The 22,026-nt window shown below is 71.5% G+C and carries 18 protein-coding genes; 7 read left to right on the top strand and 11 right to left on the bottom strand.

Features of this window, described 5'->3' with window-relative positions; genetic code table 11:
- Positions 1-147: 147 nt before the first annotated feature.
- From ispH to ABL310_RS13840, 9 genes are all read right to left on the bottom strand, one after another.
- Positions 148-1,092 carry a 4-hydroxy-3-methylbut-2-enyl diphosphate reductase gene (gene ispH / locus ABL310_RS13800; protein WP_349367591.1) on the bottom strand — a complete coding sequence of 315 codons (945 nt, stop codon included), beginning with the start codon at positions 1,090-1,092 and terminating at the stop codon, positions 148-150.
- Entirely contained in the window at positions 1,089-2,381 is a 1,293-nt protein-coding gene (locus tag ABL310_RS13805) for an FAD-dependent oxidoreductase (protein ID WP_349367592.1), read from the bottom strand. The genes ispH and ABL310_RS13805 overlap by 4 nt, the downstream gene beginning before the upstream one ends.
- A complete protein-coding gene (locus ABL310_RS13810; RefSeq protein ID WP_349367593.1) occupies positions 2,378-4,042 on the bottom strand; it encodes a squalene/phytoene synthase family protein in 1,665 nt (554 codons plus the stop codon). The genes ABL310_RS13805 and ABL310_RS13810 overlap by 4 nt, the downstream gene beginning before the upstream one ends.
- 4 nt (positions 4,043-4,046) lie before the next feature.
- On the bottom strand, positions 4,047-5,165 hold the full coding sequence (locus tag ABL310_RS13815; RefSeq protein WP_349367594.1) for a glycosyltransferase: 1,119 nt from the start codon (positions 5,163-5,165) through the stop codon (positions 4,047-4,049).
- A complete protein-coding gene (locus ABL310_RS13820; RefSeq protein WP_374730410.1) occupies positions 5,162-5,887 on the bottom strand; it encodes a lysophospholipid acyltransferase family protein in 726 nt (241 codons plus the stop codon). The genes ABL310_RS13815 and ABL310_RS13820 overlap by 4 nt, the downstream gene beginning before the upstream one ends.
- Positions 5,888-6,545: 658 nt before the next feature.
- Entirely contained in the window at positions 6,546-8,081 is a 1,536-nt protein-coding gene (locus ABL310_RS13825; protein WP_349367596.1) for a phytoene desaturase family protein, read from the bottom strand.
- A 12-nt stretch (positions 8,082-8,093) separates the two neighbouring features.
- On the bottom strand, positions 8,094-8,573 hold the full coding sequence (locus tag ABL310_RS13830) for a DUF2141 domain-containing protein (RefSeq protein ID WP_349367597.1): 480 nt from the start codon (positions 8,571-8,573) through the stop codon (positions 8,094-8,096).
- Between the two features lie 17 nt (positions 8,574-8,590).
- Positions 8,591-10,135: a phytoene desaturase family protein gene (locus ABL310_RS13835; RefSeq protein ID WP_349372061.1), complete on the bottom strand. Its 1,545-nt coding sequence runs from the start codon at positions 10,133-10,135 to the stop codon at positions 8,591-8,593.
- Between the two features lie 197 nt (positions 10,136-10,332).
- Entirely contained in the window at positions 10,333-11,367 is a 1,035-nt protein-coding gene (locus ABL310_RS13840) for an alpha/beta hydrolase (protein ID WP_349367598.1), read from the bottom strand.
- 216 nt (positions 11,368-11,583) lie between these two features.
- Here ABL310_RS13840 and ettA point away from each other — a divergent pair, with 216 nt between their 5' ends.
- Entirely contained in the window at positions 11,584-13,236 is a 1,653-nt protein-coding gene (gene ettA / locus ABL310_RS13845; protein ID WP_349367599.1) for an energy-dependent translational throttle protein EttA, read from the top strand.
- Positions 13,237-13,734: 498 nt separating this feature from the next.
- Here ettA and ABL310_RS13850 read toward each other — a convergent pair whose 3' ends face one another.
- Positions 13,735-15,087, bottom strand: a complete 1,353-nt coding sequence (locus ABL310_RS13850) for a replication-associated recombination protein A (protein WP_349367600.1) — start codon at positions 15,085-15,087, stop codon at positions 13,735-13,737.
- Between the two features lie 127 nt (positions 15,088-15,214).
- On the bottom strand, positions 15,215-15,790 hold the full coding sequence (locus ABL310_RS13855) for an SH3 domain-containing protein (protein WP_349367601.1): 576 nt from the start codon (positions 15,788-15,790) through the stop codon (positions 15,215-15,217).
- A gap of 218 nt (positions 15,791-16,008) precedes the next feature.
- On the opposite strand from ABL310_RS13855, the gene yidD reads away from it, so the two are divergent.
- From yidD to ABL310_RS13885, 6 genes are all read left to right on the top strand, one after another.
- On the top strand, positions 16,009-16,419 hold the full coding sequence (yidD, locus tag ABL310_RS13860; protein ID WP_349367602.1) for a membrane protein insertion efficiency factor YidD: 411 nt from the start codon (positions 16,009-16,011) through the stop codon (positions 16,417-16,419).
- A 67-nt stretch (positions 16,420-16,486) separates the two neighbouring features.
- A complete protein-coding gene (gene thrS / locus ABL310_RS13865) occupies positions 16,487-18,514 on the top strand; it encodes a threonine--tRNA ligase (RefSeq protein ID WP_349367603.1) in 2,028 nt (675 codons plus the stop codon).
- A gap of 352 nt (positions 18,515-18,866) precedes the next feature.
- Complete coding sequence (locus tag ABL310_RS13870) at positions 18,867-19,445, top strand: PAS domain-containing protein (protein ID WP_349367604.1); 579 nt, start codon at positions 18,867-18,869, stop codon at positions 19,443-19,445.
- 108 nt (positions 19,446-19,553) lie between these two features.
- On the top strand, positions 19,554-20,180 hold the full coding sequence (locus ABL310_RS13875) for a PilZ domain-containing protein (RefSeq protein ID WP_349367605.1): 627 nt from the start codon (positions 19,554-19,556) through the stop codon (positions 20,178-20,180).
- 212 nt (positions 20,181-20,392) lie between these two features.
- Positions 20,393-21,001, top strand: a complete 609-nt coding sequence (locus ABL310_RS13880) for a transglutaminase-like cysteine peptidase (RefSeq protein ID WP_374730330.1) — start codon at positions 20,393-20,395, stop codon at positions 20,999-21,001.
- A 329-nt stretch (positions 21,002-21,330) separates the two neighbouring features.
- Complete coding sequence (locus ABL310_RS13885; protein WP_349367606.1) at positions 21,331-22,020, top strand: transglutaminase-like cysteine peptidase; 690 nt, start codon at positions 21,331-21,333, stop codon at positions 22,018-22,020.
- Positions 22,021-22,026 lie beyond the last annotated feature (6 nt).

The following is a 22,026-nucleotide window of genomic DNA, read 5'->3' on the forward strand; positions in this document are numbered from 1 at the left end:
GGGCCCGCGTTTCCTGGTCCGCCGCACGCTCGTCGCCGCGAGGTCGTTCGTATGCGAATGAGTTTGGCGCGATGCGAGGCGATTGTCAAAGGGACTCGCGAGATCGTGGGAACAGCGGCGGAGGGCGGCGTGCGGGAGCGGCCTTCGCTAGGCGAGAACGCTCATCTCCACCGGCGCGAAGCGCGTCGTCTCGGTGGCGGTGGTGACCTCCTCGACCGTGAGCTCGCGCCAGAGCGCGAGGCGCGCGAGGGTCTCCCGGACGAGGATTTCCGGCGCGGAGGCGCCGGCGGTGAGGCCGATGACGGAGACGCCCTCGACGAAGGCTTCCTCGAGCTCGTGCGCCTCCTCGATCAGCCGCGCCGGGCGGCCGAGAAAGCTCGCGAGCTCGCGCAGGCGATTGGTGTTGGAGGAATTGCGCGCCCCGCAGACGACGATGCGCTCGGCGCGGGTGGCGAGCGCCCGCACGGCGGCCTGACGGTTCTGCGTGGCGTAGCAGATCGTCTTCGTGTCCGGCCCGACGATGGCGGGGAAGCGCGCCTTCAGGGCCGCGATGATGTCCTTCGTGTCGTCGACGGAGAGCGTGGTCTGGGTGATGTAGGCGAGCATCGCCGGATCGCGGGGCGCGAGCGCCTCCACCTCGGCGATGGAGGCGACGACGTGGACGGCGCCCTCGATCTGGCCCACTACGCCCTCCACCTCGACATGCTCGCGATGGCCGATGAGCACGACGTCCCGCCCCTGCGCGGCGTGGCGGCGGCCCTCGTGGTGGACGCGGCGCACCAGCGGGCAGGTGGCGTCGATCACGTCGAGCCCGCGGGTGGCGGCCTCGTCCTCCACCGCGCGGGCGACGCCGTGGGCGGAGAAGATGGTCACCGCGCCGTCGGGGATCTCGGAGACCTCGTCGACGAAGACGACGCCCTTCGCCTCGAGATCGGAGACGACACGGCGATTGTGGACGATCTCGTGGCGGACGTAGACCGGGCGATCGGTGGCGGCGCGGGCGTCCTCCACCGCCTGGATCGCGCGGTCGACGCCGGCGCAGAAGCCGCGCGGGGCCGCGAGGAGGACGGTGAGGGGCGCCCGGCGCGTCATGGCGCGCTCCCTCGCGCGCTCCGGACCGGGTCGAGCGTCGGCGCGCTCGCGGCGCGCGGGGCGCCGCGGCCGAGGAGGTCGCGGGCGGCCTCCTCGCCCGAGATCACGGCCGCCTCGATGGTGGCGGGCAGCAGGCTCAGCCAGTCGCCGGCGAAGCGCAGGTTGCGATAGGGCGCCCGCGGACGGGGGAAGTCCGGCCCCGCCGCCTGGCGGATCGTCGCCCGCTTCTCCTTGACCACCCGCGCCTCTCCCCGCTCGCCGATCGCCACGCCCGCCGCCCGCAACGCCGGGGCGACCTCTTCCCAGATACGCGCAGCCAAGCTCTCCGGATCGTCCGAGACGGACGCGCCCGCGGCGGAGACGGTGACGGAGACGTGGTCGCGCCGCGCCAGCGCCCAATGCGAGAGCGCCCCGCGCAGGCCGACGAAGCGCGGGCGCTCCGGGCCGGCGACGCGGAAATGCGCGTTGACGATGGGCTCGTAGTCCTCGGGCACGGCGAGCGCCGGGAAGAGCCGGCCGATCTCGGCCGGCGGCAGCGCGAGGACGACGCCGTCGGAAGGTCCGAGCGGGACGGTCCGGTCGGCGAAGGCGAGCGCGGTCAGCCGCTCGCCCTGTCCTTCGACGCCGCGCAGGCGCGCCCCGGTCGCCGCCCGCGCGCCGAGCCGCTCCAGGGTCGCGAGGGCCGGCGCGACGAGGTCGGGCCCCAGCCCGCTCTCGGCGACGTAGAGGCGCGCGCCCCCGGGGCGGGCGACGCGGCGCAGGGCCCGGCCGAGGCGGCGGGCGGAGGCGATCTCGACGGGCGTGTTGAGCACGGCGACGGTGAGCGGCTCGACGAAGCTCTCGAGCAGCGGCCGCCCGGCGAAGAGCGCGCCGATCGGCCGGTCGCCGATCGGCAGCGCCAGGCGCGCCAGCCGCGGCAGGTCGGCGAGGCCGAGGCCTTCGGGGCGCAGCGAGGAACGCAGCCAGTCGAGCGGGTGGAGGCCCACCGTCGCGAGACGGCCGGTGGCGGCGTCGTAGACCGGCAGGCCCGCGGGCTCGGGCTCGATCCAGCTCTCCCGGGCGCCCACCGCCTCCAGCAGCGCGAGCGCGCGCGGATTGGCGCCGAGAAGGGCGTGGGTGCCGTTGTCGTGCGAGAAGCCGCCGGGCGGCGAGACGGTGCGGCAGCGCCCGCCCGCCTGCGGAGCCCCCTCGTAGAGGCTCACCTGCGCGCCCGCGCGCGCGGCCGCGAGCGCCGCGGCGAGCCCCGCGACCCCGGCGCCGACGACGTGGAGGCGTGGGCGCTCCCTCATGGGCGGCTCCGCAGGGCGGAGAGGAGGAGCCGCGCCTTCTCCAGCTTCGTCAGCCGCACGAGCGCGCCGCGCCGGGAATAGCCGCGGGCCTCGAGCTTGGCGAAGAGCGCGCGGTAGCCCTCCATCATCAGGATCGCGGGCTTGAGCGCCCTGCGGTCGAGGCCCGCCAGCATCCGGTCGGCCTCGGCGAAGCCGGCCCGCGCCTGCGCGGCGAGCGCCTCGCAGGCCTCCGGAAAGCGCGGATCGGCGACCATCGCCTGCGCCGGGCCGTCCGCGATTCCGAGCGCGGCGAGGCGGTCGAGGGGCACGTAGACGCGCTCGATGGCGGCGTCCTCGTCGATGTCGCGCAGCACGTTGACGACCTGGAGGGTGCGGCCGAGGACGAGGGCGAAATCGTGCGCATCGGGCGCGCCGAAGATGCGGATCGAGAGCGCCCCCACGGCGCCGGCGACGCGGCGGCAATAGAGGTCGAAGGCGGCGGCGTCGGGGATGCGCACGCGCGGGCGGCCGTCGCTCTCCATGCCGTCGAGAATGGCGTGGAACTCCGCGTGCGGCAGGTCGTAAGCGCGCATGGCGCGGGCGAGCTCGCGGCCGATCGGATGGGTCGGCGCGCCGGGCAGCGCGTCGATCTCGCGGCGCCAGGCGTCGAGGAAGGCGCGCTTCTCGACCAGCGGGGCCGCGCCGTCGGCGATGTCGTCGACGACGCGGCAGAAGGCGTAGAGCGCGTAGTTCGCCCGCCGGCGCGGGGCCGCCTGGGCCGCCATGCCGAGCTTGAAGGAGGAGCCCGAGCCCGCGACGACGCGCTTCACCACCGCGTAGTCCGCCGCGTCGGCGGAGGTCGCCAGCGCACGCGGCACGCCGGCGAAGGCGGCGGCGAAGTCGCGCTTGCCGAGCGCGACGCGGGTCGCGACGGGATCGCCGACGCGCAGCTTCGCGGCGAGGCGGCGGGCGAGCGCGAGCGTCACCGCGCTCTCCGCCGCGAGCCGGCGCGAGCGCACGCGCGCGGGCAGCTCGGCGGCGCGGGCGAGGAGGTCGTCGACCCGGTCGAGGGCGGCGTCGAGAATGGCGCGGCGCCGGGCGGCGGCGGCGGGGTCGAAGAAGGCGCCCTCCCCGCCCGCTTCCGCCATCCAGGGGACCGGCAGGTAGACGCGTTCGAGGGCCGCGCGGTCCTTCACGAGATCCTGGAGGTGGTTGAGGATCTGCAGCGCCGAGCAGAGCGCGTCGGCGGAAGGCTGCGCGGTCCTGGACTCGCCGTGGAGGCGCAGCAGGAACCGCCCGACCGGATCGGCCGAGCGACGGCAATAGGCGAGAAGCTCCTCCCAATCGGCGTAGCGGGACTTCACGGCGTCCTGCCGGAAGGCGTCGAGGAGCGTGCAGGCCTCTTCGATCCCCGCCCCGAAGCGCGCGTCGGCGTCGTGGAGCGCGGCGGCGAGGGGCTCGGCGGCGTCACCGGCGCGCAGCGCCCGCTCCATCGCGGCGAGGCGCGCGAGCTTCGCCTCGGGGGAGAGCGCGTCGGAATCGGCGACGTCGTCGGCGGCGCGCACGAAGCGGTAGAAGGCGAGGACCGGCGCGCGCAGCGGCCGGGCGATCAGCCGCGAGGCGACGGGAAAGTTCTCGTCGCGGTGGGTCTTCGTCGGGAACGGCGCGGTGGCGGTGCTCATGCGCTCATTGTGCCGGATAGACGCGGCCCTTCCAACCGGAAGCGCGCCCGCGGCCGAGCTTCAGGAGCGAGGCCCACTGGATCGCGAGCCCGACGGTCACCGTCGCCGGGTGGAGCGGCACGGTCCACCAGCTCTCGCCGGTGGCGCGGGTGATCGCGACGCGCAGGCCCAGCGACAGCACGAGCGCGCCGAGCGCCGGGACGAGCGGGCCGATGCCGAGAAGCGCGAGGATCACCAGGACCGGCGGAAGGACGTGGCCGAAGCCGAGGAGCGCCGTCCAGACCGGCAGCTGTCCCCACGAGGCCATCCCCTCGTGCGCGTTCTTGATGAAGCCCGCCCAGGCCTGGTCGAAGGTCTCGTACATGCGGCAGGTGGCGAGCTCGGAGCCCAGCACCACGTCGGTCATGCGGCCGTGGTCGCGCATGCGCCGGGCGAGCTGGATGCCGTCGTGCAGCAGGTGGCGGATCGATGCGTGCCCGCCGATCGCGTCATAGGCGGCGCGCTCGAACAGCATCATCTGGCCGCAGGCGGCGCCGAGCCCGCGATCGGGCCGCGTGCGCATGATCGGCACCGGCAGGTAGCCGAGCATCAGGAAATTGATCATCGGCACGGTGAGGAGCTCGCCCCAGCCCTTCATCACCTGCCGGGGCACGCCGCTGACGAGGCCGAGCTGCTTCAGCTGCTGGTGGGAGACGAGCGAGGCCGCAGCGCGCGGGGCGAGGCGCACGTCGGCGTCGACGTAGAGGAGATGCGTGCCGCGCGCGGCATCCGCCAGACGCTGGCAGGCGTGGACCTTGCCGGTCCAGCCCTCGGGCAGCGGCGGGGCCTGCTCGAGCCGGGCGCGGGGATCCCGCTCGGCAATGGCGCGGACGATCTCCGCGGTGCGGTCGCTCGAGCCGTCGTCCATGACCACGACCTCGACGGGGACGCCCTGCGAGGCGAGCGCGCTCTCGACGCAGGCGCCGATGTTCGCCTCCTCATTGCGCGCCGGGATCAGCACGGAGACGCGCGTCCCCTCCCCCGCCTCCCGGTAGGCGGGCGTGCGCATGGCGGCGAGGTTGATGGCGCCGAGCAGCGCCCCGAAGGCGGCGAAGCCGAGGGCGAGGATGGCGAGCACGGTCACGGCCTTGTCTCTCCCGTCTCCGGCCGGCGCCCGTGCGCGGCCTCGTAGCGCTCGCCCTTCAGCGCCGCGAGCAGGCGCTTCCACACCCCGTAGATCCCGCCGACCCCGGCCTCGCCCGAGAGCAGCGTCTCGAAGCGCGCCGGATCGCGGGTCGCGACGTCCTCCGCCAGCCGGTCGAGGACGCCGGTGAGCCGCGCCTCGAGATGGTCGCGGCGCGCCTCCCTGTCCAGCGCGAGGAGGTCCGCGCCGCGCTCCGGCGCGCCGAAGGCGACGAAGGCCTCCGCCCCACGCTGCTCCCAGAACTGGTACTCGATGGCGAGCGGCGCGAAAAGCGCGTGCGGCGCGATCTCGGGCAGCCGCGCCACCCCCGCTTTCAGGCCGATCGGCCGGGCGCGCACGTCCATGAAGCGCCCCTGCGCGGCGAGGAAGATCACGGCGTCGTCGTGGAGGAGGATGTCGGCGGAGGCGGCGAGGAAATTCGCCGCGCCGCGGGCGCTGTCGAGATCGATGCCGTAGCCGCCGATGCGTTTCATGAAGCCGTAGGCCGCGAGCATCTCGGCGTCGATGGGGGCGTAGCCCTGCCGGTCGGCGAAGAAGCGCTGTCCCGCGAGGATGTAGGTCGCTGCGTCCCACCAGGCCGGATGGTTGGTGTAGAGGACGAGCGGCGCGGGCTCGTCGGGAAGGCTCGGCGCACCCCAATGGGGCATGCGCAGCGCGTTCATGTGCCGGGTGAAGTAGCGGCGGAAGTAGAAGGTGAAGAACTTCAGCCGCCGGGGGTCGCGCAGGGCGGTGGGGCGCTCGGCGGCCGGGAGCTTCTCGGCGAGCCGCCTCGCCTTGGCGCGGGGGTCGGGGGCGTCCTCGGGCATTCAGCGCGTCTCCCGCGATCGCGACGCTCCGAGGCCCCTGCTGGACGCACCGGCATCCTTCCTTCCCTGTAGGGGAAGGTGTCGCCGCGCGAAGCGCGGTGACGGATGGGGCGCGCGGGACGCGCGTTCGGCGAAGCCGAAATCGACGGGCGCGACCGCCGGCCGCCGGGGAGCTTTCGCTTCGCGGAACGCGTCGCTCGCGCGCCGCGCCCCATCCGTCTCGGCTTCGCCGAGCCACCTTCCCCTACAGGGAAGGAAGGCGCTCGATGGCCGCGCTCTTCCGGGACGGTCGAGACCTGCACGACGCCCCTCACCCCTAGCCCCTCCCCACGAGGGAGAGGGGAACTCCGGCGCGCGCGGCGCGAACGGTGTCGTGCGAGAACGCCTCGCACCGGAACCGGCGTGAGGCTCGCCGCCCCGTCCCCTCCGGTCCGCGGCTGCGCCGCGGCCCACCTCCCCTGCGGGGAGATGGCGGCGCGGCGCGTGTCGGGCGGCGCCCCCCATCACGGCCTCGTCACGACGCCTTCGCCAGCCCGCCGCCACGGGCGTCCTGGTCGAGGGCGTCGGCGGCGATCCAGCCGGACATCATCACCATCGGCATGCCCGGGCCCGGATGCGCCGCGCCGCCGGCGAGGTAGAGACCCTCGATGTCCCGCGAGCGGTTGCCCGGCTTGAAGGCGCCGAGGAACTTGCCGTGGCTGGCGAGGCCGTAGATCGCGCCGTTGAGCACCTTGTAGCGATCGTGGATGTCCTGCGGCGTGAGGTGGCGCTCGACGACGATGCGCTCGCGCAGGTCCGGCATGCCGCCGGTGCGCTCGAGCTTCTCGATGATCTTTTCGCGATAGGGCGCGAACATCTTCGACCAGTCGTGATGCGGGCGCAGATAGGGCGTGTGGACGAGGACGTAGAGCGCTTCCCCGCCCTCGGGCGCCACCGACGGGTCGGTCGCCGCCGGCGCGGCGAGATAGGCGGTCGGATCCGGCGCGGGTTCGCCCTTGTCGTAGATCCAGTGGAACTCCTCCTCCGGATCGCGGGAGAAGACGAAGTCGTGGTGCGCGAGATGGTCGTAGCGCTTGTTCAGCCCGAGATAGAGCACGACGCCCGAGCAGGCCGGCTCGAAGCCCTTCTTGTCGTAGCGGTTGCCGACATCGCCGCCGACGAGCTCGCGATAGGTGCGGATCGAGTCCATGTTGGACACGACCTTCTCGAAACGCTCGGTCTCGCCCGAGGCCGTCTTCACGCCGGTGACGCGCTTGCCCTGGAGCTCGAGGCCGACGATGTCGGTGGAGGGCCGCAGGGTCGCGCCGAGATCGGTGGCGAGCTTGGCCAGCCCTTCGGCGACGGCCCGGGTCCCGCCCATCGGGTACCAGATGCCCTCGGCCACCTGCATGTGGGCGATGGAGCACAGCACGGCCGGGGCGCCGTAGGGGTTCGAGCCGACGTATTGCGTGAAGTGGTCGAGCATCTGCGAGAGGCGCTCGTCCTTCACGTGCGAGCGAATCGTGCCGGCGACCGAGAAGCCCATACGAAGCGCCAAGACGTCGCGCAGGGTGCCGGGGTCGAAGTTCTTCCTGATGTTGATCGTGTCGAACAGGTCCTCGACCGGCTTCCAGAAGAAGAACCGCTCGGAGATCTCATGCAGGTTCTTGGACTTGGCGATGAAGCGCTCGTAGCCGTCGCCGGCGCCGACGCCGGGCGCGTAGGCGTTCATGTCGGCGCGCATCTTGTCGACGCTCTCGCACAGGTCGAAATGCGTGCCGTCGTCGAAGAAGCAGCGCCATTGCGGGTCGAGCCGCACGAGGTCCATGTAGTCCGACACCTGCTTGCCGGCCTCGGCGAAGATGCGGTGCAGGACGCGCGGCACGGTGAGGATGGTCGGGCCCATGTCGAAGCGGAAGCCGCCCTCGTGCAGCACCGCCGCCTTGCCGCCGACCCAGGCGTTCTTGTCGAAGAGCGTCACCTCGTGCCCGCGCGCGGCGAGCACGCATGCGCTCGCGAGCCCGCCGAGCCCGCCCCCGATCACCGCCACCTTCTTGGACGACCCGTTCACGTTACGCTCCTCTCACTGTCTCTGGCGTTCGATGGCCCGCTGGACGGCGTCCTCGTCGTCGAGCGGCAGGCGCGCGAGGCGGACCGCCACCGTGCCGCCGGAGGGCGGCAATTGGAAGGCCGCGCCGCTGAAGGTCGGCGGGCCGTAGCGGCCCACGTCGTTGGAAAATCCGTAGGGCTCGCTCGGCAGACGCCAGACCAGGATCGGTTGAGTGTCGAGCGTGCCGTTGCCGTTCACGTCCTGGTAGGCCGCCACCGCCCAGCGCCCGGGCTGGAGCCCGTCGAAACGGAAGGACAGCGTGCCGTCGTTCGCGCGCTGGAAGCGGCCGACCGGGCACTGGCTCTGGACCAGATCGCGATCGCACAGGCCGACGAAGACCGGCCCCGCACCCGGCGCCACCCCGGAGACGCGCACCGTCAGCGACGTCGCCGAGGCGGCCGCGGGCAGCGCGGCGAGGAGGGCGACGCCGGCGAGCATGGAGCGAAGCGGCATGGGAGCCCTTTCTGTCGTCAAGCGCGGACCGGCGTCTCGGGCGCGCGTCGGAACAGGGAACGCTTCGGCGCGCGCTGGGCGGCGAGATCCTCGAGCAGGAGCTTCGTCGTGATCCGCGCGCCCTCGTAGATGACCGGCAGGCCCGAGCCCGGATGCGTGCCGCCGCCCACGAGGTAGACGCCCTTGCCGAAACGGTTGTGCGGGCGAAAATACAGCATCTGGCCGAGATCGTGAGCGAGGTTGAAGGTCGCGCCCTCGTTCACGGCGAACTCGTCCTCCCAGCCGGCGGGCGTGATGACCCGCTCGTAGCGGATGCGCTTCTCGATGTCGGTGAGGCCGAGCACCTTCAGGCGCTCGAAGGTCTTGGCCCGGAAGGCGGCGGCCTGCGTCGCCCAGTCCGTTCCCGAGCGCAGGTTCGGCACGGGGACCAGCACGTAGAGGCTGGAATGGCCCTTTGGCGCCATGGAGGCGTCGGTGCGCGCCGCGTTCTGGACGTAGAAGGACGGCTTCGTCGGCAGGCGGCAATCGCCGATCTCGGCGAGATTGTTGGCGTAGTCGTCCGAGAGCAGGATCGTGTGGTGCTCGAGATCGCCGAGATCGCCCTCGAGCCCCAGATAGAGCATGAAGGTGGAGCAGGAGATGCGCGCCTTCTTCAGCTTCTGGTCGCGCCAGCGCGGGCGATGCTCCTCGGGGATCAACCGGCGGGCGGCGTGGGCGAAATCGCCGTTGATGACGACCGCGTCGGCGTTCACCCGCTCGCCGCCGACGACGAGGCCGCAGGCCCGGTCGCCTTCGTAGAGCACCTCGTCGACGGGCGTCGACAGCTTGATCTCGACGCCGAGCTTGCGCGCGAGGTTTGCCATCGCCTCCGACACGGCGCCGCAGCCGCCGATCGGGTGGAAGACGCCGTGCTCGTATTCCAGGAACGAGAGGATCGTGAACAGGCTCGGGCACTGGTAGGGCGACATGCCCAGATACTTGGTCTGGAAGGAGAAGGCGAGGCGCACCCGCGGGTCGGCGAAATAGCGCTTGAGGTCGCCGTCGACGCTGGAGAAGGGCCGCATCATCGGCAGCGCCTGCAGCATGGTCGGCGAGACGACGTCGAGCGGACGACCGAAGGCCTGCTCCAGCACCGGGCGGAAGAGCTCGAGCTTCTTGCGGTTCTCCTCCATGAAGCGCGGCACGTTCTGCGCGTCCGCCGGCGCGACCTTGGCGATCTCGGCCGCGAGGCGCTCCACGTCCGGCGAGGCCTTGAGATCCCCGCCGCCCTCGAAGACGACGTGGTATTGCGGGTCGAGCTTGACGAGCTCGACATGGTCCGCGAGCCGCTCGCCGCAGGCCTCGAAGATCTCGGCCAGGATGCGGGGATAGAGAAAGAAGGTCGGCCCGATGTCGAACTTGTAGCCGCCCGGCGCCGTCACAGTCTTGGTGCGGCCGCCGACCTGGGCGTCCTTCTCGTAGACCGTGACGCGCGCGCCCTGCTTCGCCAGCAGCAGCGCCGCGGCGAGACCGCCGGGCCCGGCGCCGACGATCGCGACGCGCGCGCCCTCGGCTTCCTCCATGCCCGCCGACGCGTCCTTGACGGAGTCGAGCGCGGCCCCGTTGGCGCCGTGCCCGAACTCGGACGTCAGACCCTCCTGGTACCTCATCGTGCAGACGACCCCCACACTCACGCGTGCTTCTTCGATCTTGCGGCAGTTCCGCCGCCGTCTCAACACGTACGCTGCGGCGCACGCAAAGGATCACTCTCGCGCGCCGCTCACTCCGCTGCGCGCGGCGCGACGACCTCCGGCGACGACGCCGCGGGACGACAGGCTCGGCCCATCGTCTCGTCGATGGCGGCGACGATGGCGTCCTGGGCGAAATAATGGATCATGTGGCCGAGCCCGGGAAGCAGCGCGACGCGGGCGCCCGGCAGCTCGGCCGCGAGGCGCTGCGTGTGCAGCGCCGGCGCCATCGCCTTGTCCTCCGCGCCATGGAGCAGCGAGACCGGCACGACGCACGAGGCGTAGCGCGCAGTCAGGTCGGTGGCGGCGTCGCGCATGACGGCGAGCTCGGCCGCCGCCGCGCGCATCTGCGAGGGCCGCTCCCCGTAGGCGAACGGATAGTCCGCCAGCACGCGTTCGGGGACGGGCAGCGGATCGAACATGTGGCCCAGGAGCCTCGGGGCCATGCGCCGCATCGTCGGCAGGCCGAGCGTCCACAGCAGCGCGGGCCCGATGACGGGGGTCGCCGGGAGGCCCATGACGAAGATGTCGGAGCGGTCCTGGGGATAGTAGTAGCCGGACATCAGCACCGCCCCGCAGACGAGCGCGCGCGGATCGAGCGCCATGGCCAGGGCGACGAGCGTGCCCCAGGAATGGCCGACGACCAGGGGCGCCTCGACGCCGATCTCGCGCAGGAAGGCGCTCATCAGCTCCGCCTGGTCCTCCGGCGCGTAGGAGCGCCCGCGCGGACGGCTGGAATGCCCGTAGCCCGGCCGGTCGGGCACGATGCAGCGATAGCGCCCGGCGCAGGCGCCGACGAGGCCCGACAGCAGCATGTCGTCGAGGCAGGCGCCGTTGCCGTGCACGAACAGGATCGGCGGCGCGTCCGCCGGGCCGACCTCGACGTAGTGGATCCGCACGCCGTCCACACGCACCGTGCGGCCGTGCGGGGGATGGCGCTCGCGCTCGACCCGGCGGCCGTGCACGAACGCGTAGAGCGCCGCTCCGCCGGCGGCGATCGCCAGAGCGCCGAGCGCGACGGGACCGAGAGCGGCCTCGGTGAAGCGCGGCGGATCGATGTCTGCCATGGGCGGGCGGAACTCCGGTTTCGGGTGCGCCGGACGGCGCCGAGACGTGATCAGGCGACAACCAAGAGCTTAAACTATCCGTTCCGCGCCGCTGGGGAAGCGCGCCGGGACGTCGCGGGGGCGGCCGGAGGGCGCCCTCCGCCTTGCCGCCGCCCCCCTCCCCTGGTAAGCCTGCGCGCGACTTTCCCGACAGCACTCGCAGCAGGATTTCCGGCCGTGGCTCGACAGTTCATCTATCACATGCGGGGTCTCTCGAAGACCTATTCCGGCGGCAAGAAGGTCCTCGACAACGTCCATCTGTCCTTCTACCCCGACGCGAAGATCGGCGTTCTCGGCCCCAACGGCGCGGGCAAGTCGACGCTGCTCAAGATCATGGCCGGCTTCGACAAGGAGTGGAACGGCGAGGCCTGGGTCGCCGAGGGCGCGACCGTCGGCTACCTGTCCCAGGAGCCGCAGCTCGATCCGGCCAAGACCGTGCGCCAGAACGTGGAGGACGGCGTCGCCGCGCTCAAGGCGATCCTGGATCGCTACAACGAGCTCGCCATGAACTATTCCGAGGAGACCGCCGACGAGATGACGGCGCTCCAGGACGAGATCGAGGCGAAGGGCCTGTGGGACCTCGATTCCAAGGTCGACCAGGCCATGGACGCGCTGCGCTGCCCGCCGGACGATTCGGACGTCGGCTCCCTGTCGGGCGGCGAGCGCCGCCGCGTGGCGCTGTGCAAGCTCCTGCTGCAGCAGCCCGATCTCCTGCTCCTCGACGAGCCGACCAACCATCTCGACGCCGAGACGGTGGCCTGGCTCGAAGGGCACCTGCGCACCTATCCGGGGGCGATCCTGATCGTCACCCACGATCGCTACTTCCTCGACAACGTCACCGGCTGGATCCTCGAGCTCGATCGCGGCCGCGGCATCCCCTACGAGGGCAACTACACCTCCTGGCTGGAGCAGAAGCAGAAGCGGCTGATGCAGGAGGCCCGCGAGGACGAGGCGCGCCAGCGCACCATCGAGCGCGAGCGCGAATGGGTCTCGGCCTCGCAGAAGGCGCGCCAGACCAAGTCGAAGGCGCGTATCGCCCGCTACGAGGAGCTCGTCGCGAAGTCGCAGGAGAAGGGCCCCGCGACGGCGCAGATCATCATCCCGATCGCCGAGCGGCTGGGCCAGAACGTCATCGACGCGGAAGGCCTCACCAAGGGCTACGGCGACCGGCTGCTGATCGACGACCTCTCCTTCAAGCTGCCGCCGGGCGGCATCGTCGGCGTGATCGGGCCGAACGGCGCGGGCAAGACCACGCTTTTTCGGATGATCACCGGCCAGGAGACGCCCGATTCCGGCACGATCACGGTGGGCGACACCGTGAAGCTCGGCTACGTCGACCAGTCGCGCGACACGCTCGACGCCAACAAGACCGTCTGGGAGGAGATCTCGGGCGGCAACGACATCATCTATCTCGGCAAGCGCGAGATGAATTCCCGCGCCTATTGCGCCGCCTTCAACTTCAAGGGCGGCGACCAGCAGAAGAAGGTCGGCGTCCTCTCCGGCGGCGAGCGCAACCGCGTGCACCTCGCCAAGATCCTGAAGTCGGGCGCGAACGTGCTTCTCCTCGACGAGCCGACCAACGATCTCGACGTCGACACCCTGCGCGCCCTGGAAGGCGCGCTCGAGGATTACGCCGGCTGCGCCGTGATCATCAGCCACGATCGCTGGTTCCTCGACCGCATCGCGACCCACATCCTCTCATTCGAGGGCGAGAGCCACGTCGAGTGGTTCGAGGGCAACTTCCAGGACTACGAGGAAGACAAGAAGCGCCGGCTCGGCATCGACAGCACGATCCCGCACCGGATCAAGTACAAGAAGTTCACGCGGTGACGAGGAAGGCGCCGTCCGTGAGGGCGGCGCCGCCATCTCCCCGCAGGGGAGGTGGGCCGCGTCAGCGGCCCGGAGGGGCCGTCACGGCTTCACGCCGGCTCTCCCCATCCGCCGGCCCTGCTGGCCGACTCCCTCCCCTCCGGCCACTCGACCCACAGATCGTGCCGCGCCGTTGTGCTCGGCGGGCGCCGAACCCTTTCCTTCCCTGTAGGGGAAGGTGTCGCCGCGCGCAGCGCGGTGACGGATGGGGCGCGCCGCAGGCGCGTTCGGCGAAGCCGAATTCGACGGGCGACACCGCCGGCCACCGGTCGTTTCCGCTTCGCGGAACGCGTCGCTACGCGCCGCGCCCCATCCGTCTCGGCTTCGCCGAGCCACCTTCCCCTACAGGGAAGGAGAGGGTCAGGCGTCGGTCCCGCACGCTCACACCGTCGATCGTCGGCGTCCTGCCGCACGAGATGCGTGCGGCAGCTGGCCTCGGCGGGATCGGGACAGTACGCGTCACCCCGCCCCGCCCCGCCGCTCCCGCCTGAGCTTCTCCCACCAGTCGAGCCGCCTCCTCACCTCGCGCTCGAAGCCGCGGTCGACCGGCGCGTAGAACTGCTGCCGGCCCAGCGCCTCGGGCCAGTAGTCCTGGCCGGAGAAGGCGTCCGGCGCATCGTGGTCGTAGGCATAGCCCGAGCCGTAGCCCTCGCTCTTCATGAGCTTGGTGGGCGCGTTGAGGATGGTCTTCGGCGGCATCAACGAGCCGTGCTCCTTGGCCGTGCGCATCGCCGCCTTGTAGGCCGTGTAGACCGCGTTCGATTTCGGCGCGGTGGCGAGGTAGACCGCCGCCTGGGCCAGCGCCAGCTCGCCCTCCGGCGAGCCGAGGAAATCGAACGCGTCCTTGGCGGCGTTGGCGACCGTGAGCGCCTGCGGATCGGCGAGGCCGATGTCCTCCACCGCCATGCGCACGAGACGCCGCGCGATGAACAGACGATCCTCGCCGGCGTCGAGCATGCGGGCGAGATAGTAGAGCGCGGCGTCCGGATCCGAGCCGCGGATCGTCTTGTGCAGGGCGCTGATGAGGTTGTAATGGCCCTCCTGGCCCTTGTCGTAGATCGGCGCGCGGCGCTGGACGATCTCGACGAGCGTTGCCGTGTCGAAAACCTCGCCGGGCCGGGCCGAGCGCCAGACCTCCTCGGCCAGCGTCAGCGCCGCGCGGCCGTCGCCGTCGGCCATGCGCGCGAGCGCGGCGCGGGCGTCCGCGTCGAGGGGGAGCGCCCTCCCCTCGACCGCCTCGGCGCGGGCGAGGAGGCGCTCGATCGCCGTCTCGTCGAGCGAGCGGAAGGTCAGCACCCGGGCGCGCGAGAGCAGCGCCGCGTTGAGCTCGAAGGACGGGTTCTCCGTCGTCGCGCCGACCAGCGTGATGGTGCCGTCCTCCATCACGGGCAGGAAGGCATCGAGCTGGGCGCGGTTGAAGCGGTGGATCTCGTCGACGAAGAGCAGCGTGCCCCGCCCCATGGCCCGGCGCTGGCGGGCGGCCTCGAAGACCTTCTTGAGGTCGGCGACGCCCGAGAAGATCGCCGAGATCTGCACGAAGTCGAGCTTCGTCTCGCCCGCGAGCAGCCGCGCCACCGTGGTCTTGCCGGTGCCCGGCGGCCCCCAGAACACCAGCGAGCCGAGCGAGCCCGACGCGATCAGCCGGCTGAGCGCGCCGTCGGGCCCCACGATGTGCTCCTGGCCGACGACGTCGGCGAGGGTGCGCGGCCGCAGCCGGTCGGCGAGCGGGCGGGCGAGGTCGTGCTCTGGAGCGGCGTCTCCCGCGGGTCTCGGCGGGCGATCGTCGGCGGAGTCGGAGAAGAGGTCGGCCATGGCGCGCACCATATCCCGGCCGCGGGGCGGGCGCGAGGGCTCCGGATATGCCGACGACAACGGCCCGGATCGGGCGATCCGGGCCGTTCGCGTCCAGCGCATTCGGATGAACGCCGGGTCGCCGTCCTCAGAACCGACGGACGAAATCGTCGAACAGCCCGTCCTGGTCGAGGTCGCGGCGCACGACGACCGTCCCGTCCGGACGGCGGATGCGGATCGTCTCGTAATAGCCGTCGCCGTCGCGATCGCGGCGGGCGACGACGCGGTCGCCGCGGCGGCGGGGATAATAGTCGCGGTCGCCCCAGTCGTCGTCGCGCCAGCGGCGGTCGCGATCATAGTCCCGGTCCGCGCCGAAGCCGAACTCGAAGGTGATCCCCGGCGCCGGGCGCACGCGCTCGCGATAGCCGTAAGCCGGGGCGTGCGCGGGCGGGCCCCGGCGCGCCTGCCGCGGCTCGCCGAGATAGCGGGCGCTCGCCCAGCCCTCGCGGCCGCGATAGTCGAGGCGGCACCAGCCGCTGCGGCAGCCCTCGACCTCGACGATCGCGCCGCCGGGCATCGTGGTCAGGACCTGGTAGCCCGTCCCGGGCCCGGCGCGCAGGTTCAGGTCCTGCGAGACCTGGGCGGGATACGCGAAAGCCGCGCCGCCGATCAGGCAGGTCGCGGCGGCGAGGCCGAGCCGCTTCATCATGGTCTTCGCACTCATGTGCATGCTCCTTCAACGCTACGCTCGAGTCTCGTCCTGCGGAGGTCGAGACGAACGCAGCTCTCCTTTCGGTCGATGGGGGTCGAAACCGCCATCGTCGTGTGGGGTTTCATAGGGACGTCGCGCTGAACGCAGGCTGAATGCTTGCGTACCGGGTCGAGGACGGGTTCGGCCGCACGCGGATTGCGCGCCGGCGCCCCGCCCCCCATCTTCCGGTCATGGCCACCCCTCCGCCCGAGACCCGCCTCGACGCCCTGTTCGACGCCGCCAAGGCCGCCGCGAGGCGCGCGCCGCGGACGGCCGCGCGCGGGGCGATCCGGGGCTACCAGCTGACGCTGTCGGGACTGATGGGGCGCCAGTGCCGGCATCTGCCCTCCTGCTCGGACTACACGGCGGAGGCCATCGGCCGCTACGGGCTGTGGGCCGGCGGCTGGATGGGCGTCGCCCGGATCTGCCGCTGCGGGCCGTTCGGCACGCACGGCATCGACAACGTGCCGGACGCCTTGCCCGCGCGAGGCCGGTGGTATACGCCCTGGGCCTACGGCCGCTGGCGGGGCGTGAACGGGCCCGAGACCCGTTCCACCGCCGGCGAGGGCGCGCCAGACGACGGCGGCGCGGCCCGCAGCTGACGACACCCGACGCCGTCTCGTCCCGCTTACCTGCCTCGTTCGCAGGAGTGAGCAAGGAGCCCGACCCATGATCACCCTCTCCTTCCCCGATGGCGCCAAGCGCGAGTTCCCGGACGCGGTGTCCGGCCGCGCGGTGGCCGAGTCGATCGCGAAGTCGCTCGCCAAGAAGGCGGTCGCGATGACGCTCGACGGCGAATTGCGCGACCTCTCCGACGAGATCCGCGCCGACGCCGCCATCGAGTTCGTCACCCGCGAGGACCCGCGCGCGCTGGAGCTGATCCGCCACGATTGCGCGCACGTGCTGGCCGAAGCCGTGCAGACGCTCTTTCCGGGCACGCAGGTGACGATCGGGCCGGTGATCGACAACGGCTTCTACTACGACTTCCATCGCGAGGAGCCCTTCACCCCCGACGACTTCGCCGCGATCGAGGCGAAGATGCGCGAGCTGATCAAGGCGGACCGGCCGTTCACCCGGGAGATCTGGTCGCGCGACCGGGCGAAGGAGGTGTTCGCGGCCAAGGGCGAGAGCTTCAAGGTGGAGCTGGTCGAGGCCATTCCCGCCGACCAGGACCTGAAGATCTACCATCAGGGCGACTGGTTCGACCTCTGCCGCGGCCCGCACATGCCCTCGACCGGGCGCATCGGCGACGCCTTCAAGCTGATGAAGGTGGCCGGCGCCTATTGGCGCGGCGACGCGAAGAACCCGATGCTGACGCGCATCTACGGCACCGCCTGGGCCTCGAAGGAGGATCTCGAGCACTATCTCAAGCAGCTCGAGGAAGCGGAGAAGCGCGACCATCGCCGCCTCGGGCGGGAGATGGACCTGTTCCACTTTCAGGAGGAAGGGCCGGGCGTCGTGTTCTGGCACCCGAAGGGCTGGAGCCTGTTCCAGAACCTCGTCTCCTACATGCGTCGGCGCCTCGCCGCCGACTACGACGAGGTGAACGCGCCGCAGATCCTCGACACCTCGCTGTGGGAGACCTCCGGCCACTGGGGCTGGTATCGCGAGAACATGTTCGCGGCCCAGTCCGCCGGCGAGGAGGCGGAGGACAAGCGCTGGTTCGCCCTGAAGCCGATGAACTGCCCGGGCCACGTGCAGATCTTCAAGCACGGGCTGAAGTCCTACCGCGACCTGCCGCTGCGGCTCGCCGAGTTCGGCGTGGTGCACCGCTACGAGCCGTCGGGCGCCATGCATGGGCTGATGCGCGTGCGCGGCTTCACGCAGGACGACGCGCACGTGTTCTGCACCGAGGAGCAGCTCGCCGACGAGTGCCTGAAGATCAACGACCTGATCCTCTCGACCTACGCCGATTTCGGCTTCGAGGAGATCGTCGTGAAGCTCTCGACCAGGCCGGAGAAGCGGGTGGGCTCCGACGCCTCCTGGGACCACGCCGAGGCGGTGATGGCGCGCGTGCTCGAGGACATCGAACGGAAGGCGGGCGGCCGGGTGAAGACCGCGATCAACCCCGGCGAAGGCGCCTTCTACGGGCCGAAGTTCGAATACGTCCTGCGCGACGCCATCGGGCGCGACTGGCAATGCGGCACGACGCAGGTGGACTTCAACCTGCCGGAGCGCTTCGGCGCCTTCTATGTCGACGCCGACGGGCAAAAGAAGATGCCGGTCATGGTCCACCGCGCCATCTGCGGCTCGATGGAGCGCTTCCTCGGCATCCTGATCGAGCACTATGCCGGGCACTTCCCGCTGTGGATCGCGCCGCGCCAGGCGGTGGTGTGCACCATCACCTCGGACGCGGACGACTACGCGAGCGAGGTGGCGGCGGCGGCGAAGCGCGCCGGGCTGAAGGTCGAGGCCGACCTGCGCAACGAGAAGATCACCTACAAGGTGCGCGAGCACTCGCACGCCAAGGTCCCGGTGATCCTCGTCGTCGGCAAGCGCGAGGCGGCCGAGCGCACGGTCAACATCCGCCGGCTCGGCTCGCAGGAGCAGACGAGCCTGCCCCTCGAGGAGGCGCTCGCGTCTCTCGTGAAGGAGGCGGTGCCGCCGGACGTGGAGCGCGCCCACGCCATGCCCGCGGAATCGCTGCCGAGCGAAGGCGTCCAGCTCGACGGCCAGCACGGTCACGCGATGCGGTGAGGGGGCGGGCGGCCGACGCCTCCGCTCGAAAGGCAAACGGGGGAGGGCTCGTCGCCCTCCCCCGTCGCGTGTCGAGGCTCGAAACGTCTTTGGTCGTCACGCTCTTTCCGGCGCGTGTCCCGTCCCGGCCTCCCCGTCGAAACGAAGTCCAGAAGCCGGGTCAGAGTGCCCTCGCCGGCCCGGCTCGGCAACGGTAAGCTCTCGTTAAGGTTAACCAAGGGTTTCCCCGTTCGCAGGGCACGGGGGGCATGGCCTTCGCGTTCCGACTCGCCGAAGAAGGAATGCGCGCCGGGCGTGTCGCACAACGGGTCATACGGCCCGCGGCACGCGCCGGCGGAACGGGAGACGAGGCATGAAGCACCCCGCGTCGCGGATGCTGTTTTCGTACTGGGACGCCCTGCGCGGCGAGCGCGCGGCGCCCGAGCGTGGCGAGATCGAGCCGGGCGAGATCCGCCACGTCCTCGCCGACACCTTCGTGCTGGAGCTCGACGCCCAGCGCGAGGCTCGCTTCCGCCTCGCCGGCACGCGCATGTGCGCCCTCTTCGGCCGCGAGCTGCGCGACGGCCGCCTCGTCGACCTCTGGCCCGAGCGCGCGCGACACGACATGCGCCGCAACCTCGACATCGTCGTGGACGAGACCGCGGGGGTGCTCTGCGGCCTCGTCGGCGCCACGGACACCGGGGAAACCGTCGACCTCGAGCTCGTCGTGCTGCCGCTCCGCCATCGCGGACGCCCCAACGCCCGCGCGCTGGGCTGCCTCTCCGCGCGGGTCGTCCCGTCCTGGATCGGCTATCACGCCATCGGCGCGCTCACGACCGTGTCCATGCGGGTGATCTGGCCCTCCGGCCGGCCGCTCCAAGAGATGGCGCCACCGCTCGACGCGGGCGAACGACGCCGGCGCTTCGTCGTGCACCAGGGCGGGCGACTCTGAAACCCCTGATCGACTTTCTCGCGGAGCGGCGCACTGGAAAGCGGCTCTTAACCAAACGGCCCTATGGTCCGGATCCGCACCCGTGATCTGGCCGAGGCCCGAGAAAGCATGTCCGGTTCGCCCCTGACGCTGCCGAAAGAGAGCGCCCTGACCCTGCGCCGCACCGACAGACGTCAGCACGCCCGCGTCAAGGTCGTCCTGCTGGGGCGCTACATGCTGCAGAACCACCAGGAATATCCCTGCCAGAGCGTGGACTTCTCCCCGGGCGGCGTCGCGCTGATCGCGCCCGTGCGCGGGCAGATCGGCGAGCGGGTCGTGTGCTACTTCGAGCATATCGGGCGCGTCGAGGGCGTGATCGCCCGGCACACCGAGCGCGGCTTCGCGCTCTCCATCCAGGCGACGGCGCGCAAGCGCGACAAGCTCGCCTCCCAGCTCACCTGGCTCGCCAACCGCCACGAGCTCGGGCTGCCCGAAGATCGCCGCCACGAGCGCATCGCGCCCGTGCACAAGGAGGTCGTGCTCAAGCTCGACGAGGGCATCGACCTGCCGGCCACCCTGATCGACGTCTCGATCTCGGGCGCGGGCATCGCCACGGACAAGCGCCCGGGGATCGGCGCAGGGCTCCTCGTCGGCTCGACACCGGCGCGGGTGGTGCGCCACTTCCAGAACGGCATCGCCGTCGAGTTCCTGCTGCAGATCTCGCCCGACAAGTTCGACGAGAACATCGTTCTCTGAGACCGGGCCTCCTGCGCCTCGGCGCGCCCGCTCTCGCTCTCCTGCCGAAAACCGTTCAATTCGACGCGATCGCGTCACCGCACGTCAGCTTTGACGCGCGATAGAGGGGCCATGCGCCGCGTCCGCGCCCGAATCGCTCGAATTGCGCCTATTCGTTTCAGCGCACGGCGCAACCTCCGCGCCCAGTCTCTCCCTCGGACAGGGAGAGAACCATGCGCAAGACGATCATCACCACTCTTCTGGCGGGGGCCGCGTTCATGGCCGCCGGCGCGGCGCAGGCGCTGCCCGCGATGTCGGTGGCGAGCTACGATGCGGGCGCGGCGCGACCCATTCAAGGTTGGGTCGACTTCTGCCGCTCCTATCCGGGCGAATGCGCCGTCGATCGCCGCGAGCCCGACGTCATCCGCCTCGACGCCGGGAGCTGGCGCACGATCCTCGACGTCAACACGCGCGTGAACGCGGCGGTGCGACCGACCACGGACTGGGAAGCCTACGGCCTCGCCGACCTCTGGACCTTCCCGACGGGCGGCTTCGGCGATTGCGAGGATTACCAGCTGCTCAAGCGCAACCTGCTCGCCCAGGCGGGGCTGCCGCGGCGCGCCATGCGCATGACGGTGGTCATCGACGAGGAGGGCGAGGGCCACGCCGTGCTGATGCTGCGCACCGACCGCGGCGACCTCATCCTCGACAACAAGCGCGACGCCGTCCTGCCCTGGCACGACACCGGCTACGTCTATGTCAAGCGCGAGGGCTCCGACGGCGCGCAATGGACCTCGCTCGGCCACGTCCGCTCGCCCGTGGCGACCGCCAACCGAAACTGATTCGCTCCGGCTCGGGCGGCCTCGCGGCCGCACGGGCGCGCGCACGGGGTTGCGACACCCGGTCACGTCCCCACCCTCCCCGTCCCCGACCGGGATCGCACGAGGGGCCAGCCGCGAGGCTGGCCCCTCCCCTTTTCGGGACCTCTCCCCAAGGGAGGCGTCGTCCCTGCGCCGCTTACGGCCAAGCTTGCGCTGGAAAATCAGTGTGTTGCGCGGAACCAACGCCTCGCGGGATCGTTAGCCGTGATCGTGCCGAGCGGCTTGAGCCCCGCGCCCGACCATGGCAGCCTCCTAAACAGAAGCTTAACAACGAACCGTGGGGCGCGGTCATGCGGCACATTCGGAACGTCGGCGCTGGCGCCGGAGACATCATCCTGCGGGCGTCGGGGCTTCGGCGCAAGATCGCGGCTTTCGCCGCGGCGATCGGCGCCGCCGCCCTGATCGCCGGCGCGCCGGTCGGCGCGAGCGCGGCGCCGTTCCCGGAGCCGTCCTATCAGCTCGCCACGACGGGCGGCGCACGGCCCGTGCCGGCCTGGTCGCGCTTCTGTGCGGCCAACCCGGCCGAATGTGCGGTGAACCGCAACGAGCCGGAAGTGATCCAGCTCACCCCGGCGATCTGGCAGACGATCGTGAGCGTCAATCGGCAGGTCAACCGGCAGGTCAGGCCGATGACCGACGCCCAGCAATGGGGCGTCGTCGACAGCTGGGAGTTTCCGGAGACCGGCTACGGCGATTGCGAGGATTACCAGCTCTTGAAGCGCGCCCGTCTCGCCGCCGCGGGCATTCCCCGCCGGGCGATGCGCATGACCGTGGTGCTCGACGAGAACAACGAGGGTCACGCCGTCCTCGCCGTGCGCACGGATCACGGAGACCTGATCCTCGACAACAAGCTCGACGCCGTGAAGCCGTGGGCGGCCACCGGCTATACCTACATCAAGCGCGAAGGCGCCATGGATTCGGCCTGGGTTTCCCTGGGCGGCGTGGTCGCCTCTCCCACCACGGTCGCGGCTTCCCGGTGATCGCGC

Source organism: Salinarimonas sp., assembly GCF_040111675.1.
In the GTDB taxonomy this organism is placed as follows: domain Bacteria; phylum Pseudomonadota; class Alphaproteobacteria; order Rhizobiales; family Beijerinckiaceae; genus Salinarimonas.